15 protein-coding genes are annotated in these 15,570 nt (G+C 55.3%); 11 read left to right on the forward strand and 4 right to left on the reverse strand.

Annotated elements, in window-relative coordinates; translation table 11 throughout:
• Nucleotides 1–281: 281 nt before the first annotated feature.
• From osmY to V5P19_RS12790, 4 genes are all read left to right on the forward strand, one after another.
• Nucleotides 282–899 carry a molecular chaperone OsmY gene (gene osmY, locus V5P19_RS12775; RefSeq protein ID WP_334403777.1) on the forward strand — a complete coding sequence of 206 codons (618 nt, stop codon included), beginning with the start codon at nt 282–284 and terminating at the stop codon, nt 897–899.
• Nucleotides 900–1,021: 122 nt separating this feature from the next.
• Entirely contained in the window at nt 1,022–1,183 is a 162-nt protein-coding gene (locus V5P19_RS12780) for a DUF1328 domain-containing protein (RefSeq protein ID WP_003856556.1), read from the forward strand.
• A 122-nt stretch (nt 1,184–1,305) separates the two neighbouring features.
• Entirely contained in the window at nt 1,306–2,358 is a 1,053-nt protein-coding gene (locus V5P19_RS12785; RefSeq protein WP_334403780.1) for a patatin family protein, read from the forward strand.
• Nucleotides 2,355–3,137 carry a TatD family hydrolase gene (locus tag V5P19_RS12790; RefSeq protein ID WP_334403782.1) on the forward strand — a complete coding sequence of 261 codons (783 nt, stop codon included), beginning with the start codon at nt 2,355–2,357 and terminating at the stop codon, nt 3,135–3,137. The genes V5P19_RS12785 and V5P19_RS12790 overlap by 4 nt, the downstream gene beginning before the upstream one ends.
• Here the strand turns inward: V5P19_RS12790 and V5P19_RS12795 are convergent.
• A complete protein-coding gene (locus tag V5P19_RS12795) occupies nt 3,132–3,992 on the reverse strand; it encodes a YjjW family glycine radical enzyme activase (protein ID WP_334403785.1) in 861 nt (286 codons plus the stop codon). The two genes, V5P19_RS12790 and V5P19_RS12795, sit on opposite strands and share 6 nt — an antisense overlap.
• Nucleotides 3,967–5,502, reverse strand: a complete 1,536-nt coding sequence (locus tag V5P19_RS12800; RefSeq protein WP_334403787.1) for a YjjI family glycine radical enzyme — start codon at nt 5,500–5,502, stop codon at nt 3,967–3,969. Before V5P19_RS12800 ends, V5P19_RS12795 begins: the two co-directional genes overlap by 26 nt.
• Nucleotides 5,503–5,764: 262 nt before the next feature.
• Here V5P19_RS12800 and deoC point away from each other — a divergent pair, with 262 nt between their 5' ends.
• The 4 genes from deoC (at nt 5,765) to deoD (ending at nt 10,025) form a co-directional block, all read left to right on the forward strand.
• Nucleotides 5,765–6,544 (forward strand): deoxyribose-phosphate aldolase, encoded by a 780-nt coding sequence (gene deoC, locus V5P19_RS12805; protein WP_334403789.1) that lies wholly within the window; start codon nt 5,765–5,767, stop codon nt 6,542–6,544.
• Nucleotides 6,545–6,599: 55 nt separating this feature from the next.
• Nucleotides 6,600–7,922 carry a thymidine phosphorylase gene (gene deoA / locus V5P19_RS12810; protein WP_334403791.1) on the forward strand — a complete coding sequence of 441 codons (1,323 nt, stop codon included), beginning with the start codon at nt 6,600–6,602 and terminating at the stop codon, nt 7,920–7,922.
• A gap of 53 nt (nt 7,923–7,975) precedes the next feature.
• The gene (gene deoB / locus V5P19_RS12815; protein WP_334403793.1) at nt 7,976–9,199 is read left to right on the forward strand and encodes a phosphopentomutase; all 1,224 of its coding nucleotides are present in this window, start codon (nt 7,976–7,978) and stop codon (nt 9,197–9,199) included.
• A 103-nt stretch (nt 9,200–9,302) separates the two neighbouring features.
• A complete protein-coding gene (gene deoD, locus V5P19_RS12820; protein WP_010427122.1) occupies nt 9,303–10,025 on the forward strand; it encodes a purine-nucleoside phosphorylase in 723 nt (240 codons plus the stop codon).
• Nucleotides 10,026–10,086: 61 nt separating this feature from the next.
• Here deoD and lplA read toward each other — a convergent pair whose 3' ends face one another.
• Complete coding sequence (gene lplA, locus V5P19_RS12825; RefSeq protein WP_334403796.1) at nt 10,087–11,103, reverse strand: lipoate--protein ligase LplA; 1,017 nt, start codon at nt 11,101–11,103, stop codon at nt 10,087–10,089.
• 39 nt (nt 11,104–11,142) lie between these two features.
• Entirely contained in the window at nt 11,143–11,787 is a 645-nt protein-coding gene (locus tag V5P19_RS12830) for a YtjB family periplasmic protein (RefSeq protein WP_334403798.1), read from the reverse strand.
• Nucleotides 11,788–11,904: 117 nt separating this feature from the next.
• Between V5P19_RS12830 and serB the strand changes: the two genes are divergently transcribed.
• From serB to nadR, 3 genes are read left to right on the forward strand one after another with little or no spacing between them, the layout of a single operon-like run.
• On the forward strand, nt 11,905–12,873 hold the full coding sequence (gene serB, locus V5P19_RS12835) for a phosphoserine phosphatase (RefSeq protein WP_334403800.1): 969 nt from the start codon (nt 11,905–11,907) through the stop codon (nt 12,871–12,873).
• Nucleotides 12,874–12,884: 11 nt separating this feature from the next.
• Nucleotides 12,885–14,270: a DNA repair protein RadA gene (radA, locus tag V5P19_RS12840; protein ID WP_334403802.1), complete on the forward strand. Its 1,386-nt coding sequence runs from the start codon at nt 12,885–12,887 to the stop codon at nt 14,268–14,270.
• Between the two features lie 38 nt (nt 14,271–14,308).
• A complete protein-coding gene (gene nadR / locus V5P19_RS12845) occupies nt 14,309–15,541 on the forward strand; it encodes a multifunctional transcriptional regulator/nicotinamide-nucleotide adenylyltransferase/ribosylnicotinamide kinase NadR (RefSeq protein WP_334403804.1) in 1,233 nt (410 codons plus the stop codon).
• The last annotated feature ends 29 nt before the right edge of the window (nt 15,542–15,570 follow it).

Here is a 15,570-nt window from a genome sequence, read left to right on the forward strand (position 1 = left end):
GCCGTGCTCTTCTTTAATTCCTGTCTTATTAATCCCTTGCGGAATGTTCTTAATTCACCGCATTTTCACGTCATTCGCTCGTTTTTTGCCCGATTCTCAAAGCAGCGCTGAGATTGTGATCTATATTTAACTCAGTGTTTAGCACCGGGCACGGATGAATTAACTGTTCAATGCATGACTTTAGGTTCTCCATTTTGCCCGTGTGTTAATCCACAAAATATAAAACTAGCAATAAGGGAAGTTTGTCGCCCAAATAACGGGCAAAACACAGGAATACATCGATGAATATGACAAGACTGAAGATTTCTAAAACTCTGCTGGCAGTAACTTTGGGTAGTGTTCTGGTGAGCGGTTCTGCACTCGCGGAAACCAGCACCATGGATAAAGCGCAGTCTACCGCCGATAGCGCAGGGCAAAAAATCGATAGCTCTATGAATAAAGTCGGTAATTTCATGGACGACAGCTCGATCACAGCAAAAGTGAAAGCCGCGCTGGTGGATGATGAATCCATCAAGAGCACCGACATTTCTGTAAAAACCGACAAAAAAGTTGTCACTCTGAGTGGTTTTGTTGAGAGCCAGGCTCAGGCTGAACAGGCGGTTAAAGTCGCTAAAGGCGTGGAAGGCGTAGCGTCAGTCAGCGACAAACTGCACGTTCGTGATAGCAAAGACACCTCTGTGAAAGGCTATGCCGGCGATACGGCAACTACCAGCGAAATCAAAGCTAAACTGTTAGCAGATGACATCGTGCCATCCCGTAAGGTGAAAGTGGAAACGACCGATGGTGTGGTTCAGCTTTCCGGTACGGTTGATTCGCAGGCGCAGGTTGAACGCGCTGAAACCATCGCTAAAGCCATTGATGGTGTTAAAAGCGTCAAAAACGATCTGAAAACGAAGTAAATACAATTCGCCCGTCTGGCTAAGGCCGCGGGCGAAATAAGAATGACACTGGAAAAACGCCGGTGAGCACCCTGAGCGCTCACGTTTAGCGGCCGACATTAACTATGGTAAAGGAGAGGCTTATGTTTCGTTGGGGCATTATATTTCTGGTTATCGCGTTAATTGCCGCCGCATTGGGCTTTGGTGGATTGGCGGGTACAGCGGCATGGGCAGCAAAAATTGTCTTCGTCGTCGGTATTATCCTGTTCCTGGTGAGCCTGTTTACGGGCCGACGCCGTCCTTAGTAAAACGCAATATTTCTTCAACAAAACAAAGCCAGTCCTCGGACTGGCTTTTTCTTGTTTGAGTCTCAGGCAGGGAGTGCGTTACTGTGTCAGAACAGAATAACGAAAACAGGAAAGCAGAGGTGGGGCAACGAATTCCCGTAACGCTCGGCAATATTGCGCCGCTGGCGTTAAAGCCATTTCGCGCAGGTCGGCTTGGGCTGGTCTGTGAAGGTGGCGGACAGCGCGGTATTTTCACGGCCGGGGTACTGGACGAATTTATGCGCGCGCAATTTAACCCTTTCGACCTCTACTTTGGCACTTCAGCCGGAGCGCAAAACTTGTCTGCCTATGTGTGTAACCAACCCGGTTATGCCCGCAAAGTCATTATGCGCTACACAACGGCAAAAGAATTTTTCAACCCGGTGCGCTTTGTGCGCGGCGGAAACCTGATCGACCTTGACTGGCTGCTGGATTCTACCTCCAGCCAAATGCCGCTGGCGATGGATACCGCCGCACGTCTGTTTGATACTGGTAAAGAGTTCTGGATGTGCGCCAGCCGCGGGGATGACTACTCGCCGGGCTACTTTTCACCGCAGAAGGAAAACTGGCTGGACATCATTCGTGCATCCAGCGCTATTCCTGGGTTCTACCGTAGCGGCGCGCTTCTCGATGGCATCAGTTATCTGGACGGGGGGATCAGCGATGCGGTGCCGGTACAGGAAGCGGCGCGACGCGGGGCGAAAACTATCGTCGTGATCCGCACCGTGCCCTCGCAGATGTATTACACCCCGCAGTGGTTTAAACGCATGGAGCGCTGGCTGGGCGACAGCAGCCTGCAACACCTGGTTAATATCGCGAAGCAGCATGAAACTACCTATGGTGCAATGCAGCGCTTTATTGAAAAACCGCCGGGTCAGCTGCGTATTTTCGAAATTTATCCGCCCAGGCCGCTGGTGAGCATGGCGCTGGGCAGCCGCCTACCGGCGCTGCGTATGGATTACAAAACCGGGCGGCTGTGCGGGCGCTACTTCCTGGCAACGGTAGGCAAAATGCTGGCTGAGCAACCGCCTCTTCATCGGCATAAGCGGATAATCACGCCACCTGCCAGTGTTGCCAACGATGCGCTGGCGATGCCGCTGGTGGATGCCCCGCAGGCCAACGATGTCCCATTGGATCACGAGGACCTGGCGTGACGTACCGTTTTATCGACACCCACTGCCATTTTGATTTTCCGCCGTTTACGGGGGATGAGGAACAGAGCCTTGCACTCGCCGCGCAGAAAGGCGTGCAGGCGATCATTGTGCCTGCGATTGAAGCCGCGTATTTCGATCGGGTGCTGGATCTTGCTCGCTACCACGACGTGCTCTATGCCGCAGTGGGCCTGCATCCGATCGTCATTGAACACCATCTGGACGAACATATCGACAGGCTGGAGGCGATTCTCCAAACGGCGGAGAAAAAGCGGGTTGCCATCGGTGAGATCGGTCTCGATCTCTACCGCGACGATCCGCAATTTGAACGTCAGCAAAGGATCCTTGATGCGCAGCTCCGGCTGGCAAAGCGCTACGATCTGCCGGTGATCCTGCATTCCCGACGTACCCATGACACGTTGGCGATGCATCTCAAGCGTATCGATCTTCCACGAAAGGGCGTTGTCCACGGCTTTTCCGGCAGCCTGCAGCAGGCGCAGCGTTTTATTGGATTAGGCTATAAAATTGGCGTCGGCGGGACGATAACCTACCCGCGCGCCAGTAAAACCCGCGACGTCATGGCGCAGCTGCCGCTGTCCGCCCTGTTACTGGAAACGGATGCCCCCGACATGCCGCTGAACGGTTTTCAGGGCCAGCCCAACCGTCCTGAACAGGCGGCGGGCGTATTTAGCGCACTGTGTGAGCTGCGTGAGGAACCAGCAGACGAGATAGCCAATGCACTGCTTGAAAATACCCATGCGGTGTTTGGCATTTCCCTATAAATAGAGCGCCGGGCGGATCACCGCGATCCGCTTTTCTTCCAGCGCCCGCGCCAGCGGTTCAATGTCATCCGGCATGGCGCTGCGCCATGACGCAGCCTCGCCGTAAACGCCGTGCGCGTGAAATGCGTTAATACGGACCGGAACATTGCCCAGCCCGCGAATAAAGGTTGTGAGCGGTTTAATCTGTTCCAGATAATCACACTGGTCAGGGATCACCAGCAGCCGCAGCTCTGCGAGCTTTTGATGCTGCGCCAGCCAGCGGATACTTTGCTTGATCGGCGGGTTTTCACGCCCTGTCAGGAAGCGATGATGCTCGTTCCCCCATGCCTTAAGATCCACCATGGCACCTTCAAACACCGGCAGCAGTTTTTGCCAGCCTGTTTCCCCCAGCAGACCGTTGCTGTCCACCAGGCAGGTCAGGTGGCGCAAGCCGGTGTCGGCTTTGATTGCGGTGAAAAGGGCAATGAGAAACGGCAGCTGCGTGGTGGCTTCGCCGCCGCTTACGGTAATGCCTTCAATAAAAGGGGCGGATTTGCGGATCTGGATGAGGATCTCCTCCACGCTCATGCGGTGCGCCATCGGTGTTGCCTGCTGCTGGCATAAGTGCAGGCAGATATCGCATTGATGGCAGTTACCCTCCTGCCACCAGACGCGTCCGGCCTGAATATTCAGCGCATCGTGCGGGCAGTGGGGCACGCAATCACCGCAGTCGTTGCAACGCCCGATTGTCCACGGGTTGTGACAGGTTTTACAGCGCAGATTACATCCCTGCAGGAACAGCGCCAGGCGGCTGCCCGGCCCGTCCACGCAGGAGAAGGGGATCATCTGACTAACTAAAGCGCATCTGCTGTTCATGGCTTATCACGCGCGGCTGACGTTCAAGAATACGGGTATTGCGCGCGGCCTCCTCGCCGAGCCATGTGGTATGAGTGCGTGAACCGTTTTCGCGGTATTTTTCCAGATCCGACAGGCGCACCATGTAGCCGGTGACGCGCACCAGATCGTTCCCCGCGACGTTGGCAGTAAATTCACGCATACCCGCGTTGAATGCGCCCAGGCAAAGCTGAACCACCGCCTGCGGATTGCGTTTTACCGTTTCATCCAGCGTCAATATGTCGCTTATCCCGGAAGAATAGTGTTTGTGGTGAGGGGCCACGGCTAGCAGGTGGCTTATCGGATCCGGCTCGTCGCCGTAGGGCAGACGCGCGCCCGGCGTCGTCCCGATATCAGAACTGATTCCCGACTGGGCGTGCAGCAGCGCGCGATGCTTCCAGCCGTGTTTTACCGGCGTGTTTTCAACAAACGCCGCGAGCTGTTCGCTGATGCGATAGCCTAGCGCGTTGGCTCGTTTGTCCTTACCGTAGCGACCATCGATACCTTCCTTTTCGCAGAGCGTATTGACCGCTTCTGCCAGACCATACATGCCAAACATGGGCACGAAACGATCGGCATCAATCAGACCCTCTTTCACCAGGAAGCTATTCTCAAAGAAGCCAGAGCGTTCATACAAAAAATCGCAGCGCGCGTTGATGATTTCCATCTGCTGCTGGCAATAGTGGGGCAACGCGCGGGTGAAGAAGTCTTCAAGGGAAATACTGTGTTCGGCAATGGCCTTCAGGTTAAGCCGAACCAGGGTGCTGCCACCGCCAGCAAGCGGCAGAGCGTTGTAACAGCTCACCACGCCATAGCGGCTTTTTGTGAAAATTTTATCATTCAGCGGTCCGTTAGAAATATGCGGTTTGCTGCATTCACAAATATTTTTTGCAACCTCAAGCAGCAAATCATCTGGCGTGATGTCCGGATCGTAAATAAAGGTCAGATTCGGTGCAACCTGCTTCAGCTCTGCATCTGCGCGCAGAATGGCACGCGTCACAGGCGTATCGTTCGGACCAATGTTGGCATGCATAAAAGCGTCTGGCAGCGTTCGGTCGAGATAACGCCAGAAACGTTTTATTCGAATATCGATCTCTTCTTGTGTTAGAATTCTAACATATGGTTGCAGCAACGCATCTAGTTGGCCGAGATACACCGGCATGGATGTGACGGATGGAACATGGTGATAGAGGATGGTTAACAGTGAGAGCGCATCATCAAGATCGTTCGCGCCTTCTAGCTCTAGCCATTCTGAGCCGTTCGCGAGAAATTTGGCGTAATCCGGCAAAACATAACGAGGTTTGTAGGGCGCATGGCCTTCAAACATGTCACAGATAAATCCCTCGTCCAGTGCGGCGCGGGCTGGCGAAGCAAGCGTCGGGTAGGGCAGATTATTTTCCGCCTCCAGCGCCAGAAAATGACGTTTTTGCTCGGGGGTCAATACCGGGCTTGTCACAATCTGCTGGCAACGTTGTTGCAGGGCGTCGGACATTTTCTCTTCCTTTACAGTTCAGCGGATGATGAACAGATTGTAGGAAGACGTCCGGTCAGGGCTTTTGATCCGACAGGGGTTATTGCTGCTTTCGTCAGCAATGAGCAGGATAAAATTTGAAGTTGATCTCATTACAGTAATGCAAATTTGTACGAAGTTTTCATTAACTGTGATGAATGTCGAAGTGTGGATGCGGGTGAATGTTAGAATACTCACAGACCCGCAAGGTAAAATTGATACGGCACTGCCGTTGGAGAATGTTATGACCGATTTAACTGCAAGCAGCCTGCGCGCGTTGAAACTGATGGACCTGACCACCCTGAACGATGACGACACCAATGAGAAAGTCATCGCGCTCTGCCATCAGGCCAAAACGCCAGTGGGTAACACTGCAGCCATCTGTATCTATCCGCGTTTCATCCCGATTGCGCGTAAGACGCTGAACGCGCAGGGCACGCCAGACGTGCGTATTGCAACCGTGACTAACTTCCCGCACGGCAACGACGATATTGACATTGCGCTGGCAGAAACCCGCGCGGCAATTGCTTACGGTGCAGACGAAGTTGACGTGGTATTCCCGTACCGCGCGCTGATCGCCGGCAATGAGCAGGTGGGTTTTGACCTGGTAAAAGCCTGTAAAGACGCCTGTGCTGCGGCAAACGTGCTGCTGAAAGTGATCATTGAAACCGGTGAGCTGAAAGAAGAAGCGCTTATTCGTAAAGCGTCTGAAATCGCTATCAAAGCTGGCGCAGATTTCATCAAAACCTCTACCGGTAAAGTGCCGGTGAACGCTACCCCGGAAAGCGCGCGCATTATGATGGAAGTGATCCGCGATATGGGCGTGTCCAAAACGGTTGGTTTCAAACCTGCGGGCGGCGTACGTACTGCTGAAGACGCGCAGCAGTTCCTGGCGATTGCCGACGAACTGTTCGGCGCTGACTGGGCGGATTCCCGTCACTACCGCTTCGGCGCATCCAGCCTGCTGGCAAGCCTGCTGAAAGCGCTGGGTCATGGTGACGGTAAGAGCGCAAGCAGCTACTAAGGTTTACATTGCCGGGTGACGCGTCGCGATCCCGGCCTATTTTCGGGAGGTTACCGTGTTTCTCGCACAAGAAATTATTCGTAAAAAACGTGATGGTCATGCATTAAGCGACGAAGAGATCCGCTTCTTTATCAATGGCATTCGTGATAATACCGTTTCAGAAGGGCAGATTGCCGCTCTGGCGATGACCATTTTCTTCCACGATATGTCGATGCCTGAGCGCGTGTCGCTGACCATGGCGATGCGAGATTCAGGAACTGTTCTGGACTGGAAGAGCCTCAACCTTAACGGCCCGATTGTGGACAAACATTCCACCGGCGGCGTGGGCGATGTTACCTCTCTGATGCTTGGCCCGATGGTGGCGGCCTGCGGCGGTTACGTTCCCATGATCTCCGGGCGCGGCCTGGGGCACACCGGCGGTACGCTCGACAAACTGGAAGCCATTCAGGGCTTCGATATCTTCCCGGATGACAACCGCTTCCGCGACATTATTAAAGACGTTGGTGTGGCGATTATCGGCCAGACCAGCTCTCTTGCGCCGGCAGACAAGCGTTTCTATGCGACGCGCGATATTACCGCGACCGTTGACTCCATCCCGCTGATCACCGCCTCGATCCTCGCCAAAAAGCTGGCCGAAGGTCTGGATGCGCTGGTCATGGACGTGAAAGTGGGCAGCGGCGCTTTTATGCCAACTTATGAACTTTCTGCTGCGCTGGCCGAAGCGATCGTTGGCGTCTCCAACGGCGCAGGCGTGCGCACCACCGCGCTGCTGACCGACATGAACCAAGTGCTGGCATCCAGCGCCGGTAACGCCGTCGAAGTGCGTGAAGCCGTACAATTCCTCACCGGTGAATACCGTAACCCGCGCCTGTTCGACGTGACCATGGCGCTGTGCGTTGAGATGCTGATCTCCGGAAACCTCGCCAAAGACGACGCCGAAGCGCGTGCGAAATTGCAGGCCGTGCTCGACAACGGCAAAGCGGCAGAGATCTTCGGCCGCATGGTTGCCGCCCAGAAAGGGCCGACCGATTTCGTCGAAAATTACGCGAAATACCTGCCGACCGCGATGCTCAGCAAGGCGGTGTATGCCGACACCGAAGGGTTTGTCTCGGCAATGGACACTCGCGCACTTGGCATGGCGGTGGTCTCGATGGGCGGCGGTCGTCGTCAGGCATCGGACACCATTGATTACAGCGTCGGCTTTACCGATATGGCCCGTCTGGGCGACAGCGTTGACGGTCAACGTCCGCTGGCGGTGATCCACGCCAAAGACGAAGCCAGCTGGCAGGATGCGGCGAAGGCAGTGAAAGCGGCCATTACGCTTGGCGATAAAGCACCAGAAAGCACGCCAACTGTCTATCGTCGTATCACTGAATAGCGGTATACTGATCTGATCGCATTTTTATGAAGCACTAAGTACGGAGAACAATTATGAAACGTGCATTTATTATGGTGCTGGACTCATTCGGCATCGGCGCAACCGAAGATGCAGAACGTTTTGGTGACGTGGGTTCCGATACCATGGGTCACATCGCTGAAGCCTGTGTTAAAGGTGAAGCGGACAACGGTCGTAAAGGCCCTCTTACTCTGCCAAATCTGACCCGTCTGGGCCTGGTGAAAGCGCACGAAGGTTCTACCGGTAAAATTGCCGCCGGCATGGACGGCGACGCTGAAGTCGTGGGCGCGTACGGTTGGGCACACGAGCTCTCTTCCGGGAAAGATACGCCGTCCGGTCACTGGGAAATCGCCGGTGTCCCGGTTCTGTTCGACTGGGGATATTTCTCCGATCACCAGAACAGCTTCCCTCAGGAGCTGCTGGATAAGCTGGTTAAGCGTGCCAATCTGCCGGGCTACCTCGGTAACTGCCACTCTTCGGGTACCGTGATCCTGGACGAGCTGGGTGAAGAGCACATGAAAACCGGCAAGCCGATTTTCTACACCTCCGCTGACTCCGTATTCCAGATTGCCTGCCACGAAGAAACCTACGGCCTCGATAAGCTTTACGAGCTGTGCGAAATCGCCCGTGAAGAGCTGACCGAAGGCGGCTACAACATTGGCCGCGTTATCGCGCGTCCGTTTATCGGTGACAAGGCGGGCAACTTCCAGCGTACCGGTAATCGTCACGACCTGGCCGTTGAGCCACCGGCACCTACCGTGCTGCAGAAACTGGTTGAAGAGAAAGACGGTCACGTGGTTTCCGTGGGTAAAATTGCGGACATCTACGCCAACTGCGGCATCACTAAAAAAGTGAAGGCCACTGGCCTGGATGCGCTGTTTGATGCCACTATCAAAGAGATGAAAGACGCGGGTGACAAGACTATCGTCTTTACCAACTTCGTGGATTTCGACTCCTCCTGGGGCCACCGTCGCGACGTCGCGGGCTATGCTGCTGGTCTGGAGCTGTTCGACCGCCGTCTGCCCGAGCTGATGGAGCTGGTGGGTGAAGATGACATTCTGATCCTGACCGCTGACCACGGCTGTGACCCAACCTGGACCGGTACCGATCACACCCGTGAGCACATCCCGGTGCTGGTCTATGGCCCGAAAGTGAAGCCGGGTTCGCTCGGTCACCGTGAAACCTTCGCGGACATCGGCCAGACCATCGCGAAATATTTTGGTACGTCTGACATGGAATATGGCAAGGCTATGTTCTGAGGTTATTGCCCGGTGGCGCTTTGCTTACCGGGCCTACGGTTTTGTAGTCCGGGTAAGGCGTAGCCGCCACCCGGCAAAAACAACAATGTAAAAGGAACTGAAGATGGCAACTCCTCACATTAATGCAGAAATGGGTGATTTCGCTGACGTCGTATTGATGCCTGGCGACCCGCTGCGTGCGAAGCACATTGCAGAAACCTTCCTCGAAGACGTGCGTGAAGTGAACAACGTTCGCGGCATGCTGGGCTTCACCGGTACCTATAAAGGCCGCAAAATCTCTGTAATGGGTCACGGTATGGGTATCCCATCCTGCTCCATCTACACCAAAGAGCTGATCACCGACTTCGGCGTGAAGAAAATCATCCGCGTTGGCTCATGTGGTGCCGTACGCATGGACGTTAAGCTGCGCGACATCGTGATTGGTATGGGTGCCTGCACCGATTCCAAAGTAAACCGTATGCGTTTCAAAGACCATGACTTCGCGGCAATTGCAGACTTCGGTATGGTGCGTGACGCGGTTGATGCGGCAAAAGCGCTGGGCGTTGAGGCGCGCGTAGGTAACATCTTCTCTGCGGACCTTTTCTATGCACCAGACGGCGGCGAGATGTTCGACGTGATGGAAAAATACGGCATTCTGGGCGTGGAAATGGAAGCGGCAGGTATCTACGGCGTCGCGGCTGAGTTTGGTGCGAAAGCGCTGACCATCTGCACCGTGTCTGACCACATCCGTACGCACGAGCAGACCACCGCTGCCGAGCGTCAGACCACCTTCAACGACATGATCAAAATCGCGCTGGAATCCGTTCTGCTGGGCGATAAAGAGTAAATATTTCTCTTCCCGCCCTCTCCCGTTGGGAGAGGGCGGGGGTGAGGGCACCAGACCACACCTAGCGCACTGCCCGCGCAATCCACGCCGACAATTCTCGCAATGCCTTTTCCTGCTCAGGGAAATCGTCGATCAGCGCATCACACGCCTGTTGCAGCCTATCCGCCCGATACAAACAACCCTGCAAGCGTGACGCCAGCGCCTCTAACGGGGCCGGATTAAGGCTGTCGGTAAAGACCTGCGTGCGGGTGATATGACCTTTTTCGACGTCAAAGTGCAGCTCCACGCCGCCCCAGGTAAAACGCTCATCAAGCAGATGGGAAAACGCAGGAGCCTGACCGAAATTCCATTCCCAACTGCTTTGACGGGCAAAGGTTTCGGCAAAATTAGGCAGATCCGGCGTTTTATCTGGCGAGATCACCTCCGCCTCAACGCGCTCGCCGTAATGGGCAAAAAATGCTTCACGGACCGCATCGCATATCTGTTCGTGGGTGATCCCCGGCAGCAGTTCAACCAGGTTCGCCACGCGGCCTCGTACCGAGGTGATCCCCTTAGCCTGCAGCTTTTTCTTATCCGGATTCAGGTAGTTTGCCAGTCGGCTAAGATCGGCATTCAGCAGGAGCGTGCCGTGGTGGAATCCACGATCGAGCGTTTCTCGGTAGGCCGATCCAGAGACTTTCCGATCGCCCTCGGTGGTTTTCACCACCAGGTCGTTTCGCCCGGAGGCTTCCGCTGCTACGCCTAGAGAATTCAGCGCGTTAAGCACAATCGACGTGGAGATGGTTTTGTCGTATTCCGGTTTGCCTGCCATAAAGGTGAAGCAGGTATTACCGAGATCGTGAAACACCGCGCCGCCGCCGCTGCTGCGGCGCGCAAGCCGGACGTTGTCCTCTTCCATTCGCCGCGTGTTGCACTCTTTCCAGGGGTTCTGCGCGCGGCCAATGACCACCGTATCGGCATTGCGCCAGAGAAACAGAACGCGCTGGGTGGCAGGCATCTGGCGGAAGATGCACTCTTCTACCGCGAGATTAAACCAGGGGTCATAAGAGTCAGAGATAAGCAGGCGTAACGTCGTCATGGCAGAGTTCCTTTTCCGAATCATTCGCCTACTTTATCACTATTCTTTCTTCTCGCTCTCTTCGTCTTCAGGCACCGATTTGCTGGCAGTGAGCAGGAACGGTGACTGCTGCCAGCGGGTTCGCTTGCCCTGAAGCAATGTGCGCGCCAGAACAACGCCGATGGCCAGTGAAAGCAACAGCATCAGGCGTAGAATATTGGTGGTGTTATCTACCTGTTTGGCTTCGGTTGGCAGGGTGTGGGTATCGAGCGTCAGGCGCAGATACCCCAGTGGACCATTCTTTCCCTGAATAGGCTCGACGATCTGCTGGTTGAAGTAGCCCCCGGCTTTTTTGCCGTCCAGCGCCAGCCTGTCGCGTACGTCGACGTGCTCGCCTGCGCGGGCAATCAGGTCACCCTGTTCGTCGTAAACGCCGGCGTCCAGAATACGGCTGTTCTCGGTTAACTGGCGCAACACCTGGCCTATGCGCTTATCGTCAGGCGTTTCGGTGCGCATGGACGGGGCGACGTTAAGCGTGACCTGGCGCGCCAGCGTGCGGGCCAGCTCTTCAAATTGTGGGTTGCGTTGCCGTTGATGATTCTGGCTGAACCACGATGCCCCCTGCATCAGCACCACTAATAATGCGAGACAGAAAAGAACAATCACTGCACGGTGAAGCCGGAATTTCAGTTTTGCGCGAGCCATATTCCACCTGCTGAAAATTTACGGCTTAATGTTGCCAGAAGTGATGGTTACAGGGTAGCCTCATGCGTTATTTTCCCTCTGGAACCTTCCGGCGCGAACGAAATTACAGGAGCTTCAATGCCGAACATTACCTGGTGCGACCTGCCAACGGATGTCTCTTTATGGCCAGGATTGCCGCTCTCTTTAAGTGGCGATGAGGTGATGCCTCTGGATTACCACGCTGGCCGTAGCGGCTGGCTGCTGTACGGACGCGGCCTGGATAAGCAACGCCTTACGCAATATCAGGCTAAACTGGGTGCGGCGATGGTCATTGTTGCCGCCTGGTGTGTGGAAGATTACCAGGTCATTCGCCTGGCCGGTTCTCTGACGCAGCGCGCGACGCGTCTGGCGCACGAGGCCGGGCTGGACGTTGCTCCGCTCGGCAAAATTCCTCACCTGAAAACCCCAGGGCTGCTGGTGATGGACATGGACTCCACCGCGATCCAGATCGAATGTATTGACGAGATCGCCAAACTGGCGGGAAGCGGCGAACTGGTGGCCGACGTCACCGAACGTGCGATGCGCGGCGAGCTGGATTTCACCGCCAGCCTGCGGCAGCGTGTGGCGACCCTGAAAGGGGCCGATGCCAATATTCTGCGTCAGGTGCGCGATGAGCTACCGCTGATGCCCGGCCTGACTCAGCTGGTATTAAAGCTGGAGACGCTGGGCTGGAAAGTGGCTATCGCCTCTGGCGGGTTCACCTTCTTCGCCGATTACCTGCGTGACAAGCTGCGTCTGACCACCGTGGTGGCGAACGAGCTGGAGATTATGGACGGCAAACTCACCGGCCAGGTGATTGGCGATATCGTGGACGCGCAGTACAAAGCCAACACGCTGACCCGTCTTGCGGAGAAGTATGACATTCCGGTCGCGCAGACCGTGGCCATCGGCGACGGTGCTAACGATCTGCCGATGATCAAAGTTGCCGGTCTTGGCATTGCCTATCATGCTAAGCCAAAAGTGAACGAAAAGACGGACGTCACAATCCGTCATGCTGACCTGATGGGGGTGTTCTGCATTCTCTCTGGCAGCGTTAATCAGAAATAACGAGGTAAACCGTGGCGAAAGCTCCAAAACGCGCATTTGTCTGTAATGAATGTGGTGCGGATTATCCGCGCTGGCAGGGGCAGTGCAGCGCCTGCCATGCCTGGAACACCATCACCGAAGTGCGTGGCGTGGCGGCTTCGCCGAGCGTGGCCCGAAATGAACGCCTAAGCGGCTACGCGGGCAACGCGGGTGTGTCGAAAGTGCAGAAACTCTCGGACATCAGCCTTGAAGAACTGCCGCGTTTTTCTACCGGATTCAAAGAGTTTGACCGCGTGCTCGGCGGCGGCGTAGTGCCGGGGAGCGCCATTCTTATTGGCGGTAACCCGGGGGCAGGTAAATCGACCCTGCTGCTGCAAACGCTCTGCAAGCTCGCTGAACAGATGAAAACCCTGTACGTCACGGGTGAAGAGTCTCTGCAACAGGTGGCGATGCGTGCGCACCGCCTGGGTCTGCCAACCGGCAACCTGAATATGTTGTCGGAAACCAGCATTGAGCAGATCTGCATGATTGCCGAAGAAGAGCAGCCGAAGCTGATGGTGATCGACTCCATTCAGGTGATGCATATGGCAGACATTCAGTCCTCGCCGGGGAGCGTGGCCCAGGTGCGTGAAACGGCGGCCTATCTGACACGCTTTGCTAAAACGCGCGGCGTGGCGATTGTAATGGTGGGTCACGTCACCAAAGACGGCTCGCTGGCCGGGCCGAAAGTGCTCGAACACTGTATCGACTGTTCGGTGATGCTCGACGGCGATGCAGACTCCCGCTTCCGTACCTTACGCAGCCATAAAAACCGCTTTGGCGCGGTGAACGAGCTCGGCGTGTTTGCTATGACCGAGCAAGGGCTGCGTGAAGTCAACAACCCGTCGGCCATCTTCCTCAGTCGGGGTGATGAAGTCACTTCCGGCAGCTCGGTGATGGTGCTGTGGGAAGGTACGCGCCCGCTGCTTGTCGAAATTCAGGCGCTGGTGGATCACTCGATGATGGGTAACCCTCGGCGCGTGGCGGTGGGGCTGGAACAGAACCGTCTGGCGATTTTGCTGGCGGTATTGCACCGTCATGGTGGCCTGCAGATGGCGGATCAAGACGTCTTCGTCAACGTGGTTGGCGGCGTGAAGGTCTCGGAAACCAGTGCCGATCTGGCGCTGCTGCTGGCGATGGTGTCCAGCCTGCGCGACAGGCCGTTACCGCAGGATCTGGTGGTGTTTGGCGAAGTCGGCCTCGCCGGGGAGATTCGACCGGTCCCCAGCGGGCAAGAGCGTATCTCCGAAGCGGCTAAACACGGCTTTCGTAGGGCGATAGTGCCGGCGGCGAACGTGCCGAAAAAAATTCCGGAAGGGATGCAGATTTTTGGCGTTAAGAAACTCGCAGATGCGTTAAATGTCTTTGACGACTTATAATTACACGTATTCGATTTTTGCAGGAGGCACCGTAATTTATGTCATCATTTGACTACATCAAGACCGCAATCCGTCAGAAAGGCTGCACGTTACAGCAGGTGGCGGATGCCAGCGGCATGACCAAAGGCTACCTGAGCCAGCTGCTGAATGCCAAAATCAAAAGCCCCAGCGCGCAAAAACTGGAAGCGCTACATCGCTTTCTGGGGCTTGAATTCCCGCGTATGCAAAAGAACATCGGCGTGGTGTTTGGTAAGTTCTACCCGCTGCACACCGGGCATATCTATCTGATCCAGCGCGCCTGTAGTCAGGTCGATGAGCTACACATCATCATGGGTTATGATGAAACCCGTGACCGTCAGCTTTTTGAAGACAGCGCCATGTCGCAGCAGCCGACGGTGTCGGACCGCTTGCGCTGGCTGCTTCAAACCTTCAAATATCAGAAAAATATCCGTATTCATGCCTTTAACGAAGAGGGCATGGAGCCGTATCCGCACGGCTGGGACGTGTGGAGCAACGGTATTAAAACGTTTATGGAAGAGAAGGGGATTGCCCCGAACTGGATCTACACCTCTGAAGAGTCCGATGCGCCGCAGTTCCGCGAGCATCTGGGTATCGAGACGGTGCTTATCGATCCTAAACGTACCTTTATGAACATCAGCGGGGCGCAAATCCGCGAAAACCCGTCTCGCTATTGGGATTACATCCCGACCGAAGTGAAGCCGTTCTTTGTTCGTACGGTGGCCATTCTGGGCGGGGAATCAAGCGGTAAATCAACGCTGGTCAACAAGCTGGCGAATATCTTTAACACCACCAGTGCGTGGGAATATGGGCGCGACTATGTGTTCTCTCATCTTGGCGGTGACGAGATGGCGCTGCAGTATTCCGACTACGACAAAATTGCCCTCGGCCATGCCCAGTACATTGATTTTGCTGTCAAATATGCCAATAAAGTGGCATTTATCGATACGGACTTCGTGACCACTCAGGCGTTCTGTAAAAAGTATGAAGGGCGCGAGCACCCGTTTGTTCAGGCGCTGATTGATGAATACCGCTTTGACCTGGTGATCCTGCTGGAGAACAACACCCCGTGGGTAGCAGACGGCATGCGCAGCCTTGGCAGCTCGGTAGACAGAAAAGAGTTCCAGTCCATGCTGGTGGAGATGCTGAACGAGAACAACGTTGAGTTTGTGCATGTCGAAGAGTCGGACTACGACTCCCGTTTCCTGCGCTGCGTCGAGCTGGTGAAGGAGATGATGGGGGAGCAGAGGTAAGCTTTAACCTCCCTCTCCCTTTGGGAGAG

Origin of the sequence: Enterobacter sp. UNJFSC 003 (assembly GCF_036903355.1) — a bacterium.
Taxonomy (GTDB): domain Bacteria; phylum Pseudomonadota; class Gammaproteobacteria; order Enterobacterales; family Enterobacteriaceae; genus Enterobacter.

Excerpts from the sequence above, each read along its gene's own strand:
- osmY (WP_334403777.1), top strand. The coding sequence starts at position 282 with ATGAATATGACAAGACTGAAGATTTCTAAAACTCTGCTGGCAGTAACT.
- V5P19_RS12780 (WP_003856556.1), top strand. The coding sequence starts at position 1,022 with ATGTTTCGTTGGGGCATTATATTTCTGGTTATCGCGTTAATTGCCGCC.
- V5P19_RS12795 (WP_334403785.1), bottom strand. The coding sequence starts at position 3,992 with ATGAACAGCAGATGCGCTTTAGTTAGTCAGATGATCCCCTTCTCCTGC.
- V5P19_RS12800 (WP_334403787.1), bottom strand. The coding sequence starts at position 5,502 with ATGTCCGACGCCCTGCAACAACGTTGCCAGCAGATTGTGACAAGCCCG.
- deoC (WP_334403789.1), top strand. The coding sequence starts at position 5,765 with ATGACCGATTTAACTGCAAGCAGCCTGCGCGCGTTGAAACTGATGGAC.
- deoB (WP_334403793.1), top strand. The coding sequence starts at position 7,976 with ATGAAACGTGCATTTATTATGGTGCTGGACTCATTCGGCATCGGCGCA.
- deoD (WP_010427122.1), top strand. The coding sequence starts at position 9,303 with ATGGCAACTCCTCACATTAATGCAGAAATGGGTGATTTCGCTGACGTC.
- lplA (WP_334403796.1), bottom strand. The coding sequence starts at position 11,103 with ATGACGACGTTACGCCTGCTTATCTCTGACTCTTATGACCCCTGGTTT.
- V5P19_RS12830 (WP_334403798.1), bottom strand. The coding sequence starts at position 11,787 with ATGGCTCGCGCAAAACTGAAATTCCGGCTTCACCGTGCAGTGATTGTT.
- serB (WP_334403800.1), top strand. The coding sequence starts at position 11,905 with ATGCCGAACATTACCTGGTGCGACCTGCCAACGGATGTCTCTTTATGG.
- nadR (WP_334403804.1), top strand. The coding sequence starts at position 14,309 with ATGTCATCATTTGACTACATCAAGACCGCAATCCGTCAGAAAGGCTGC.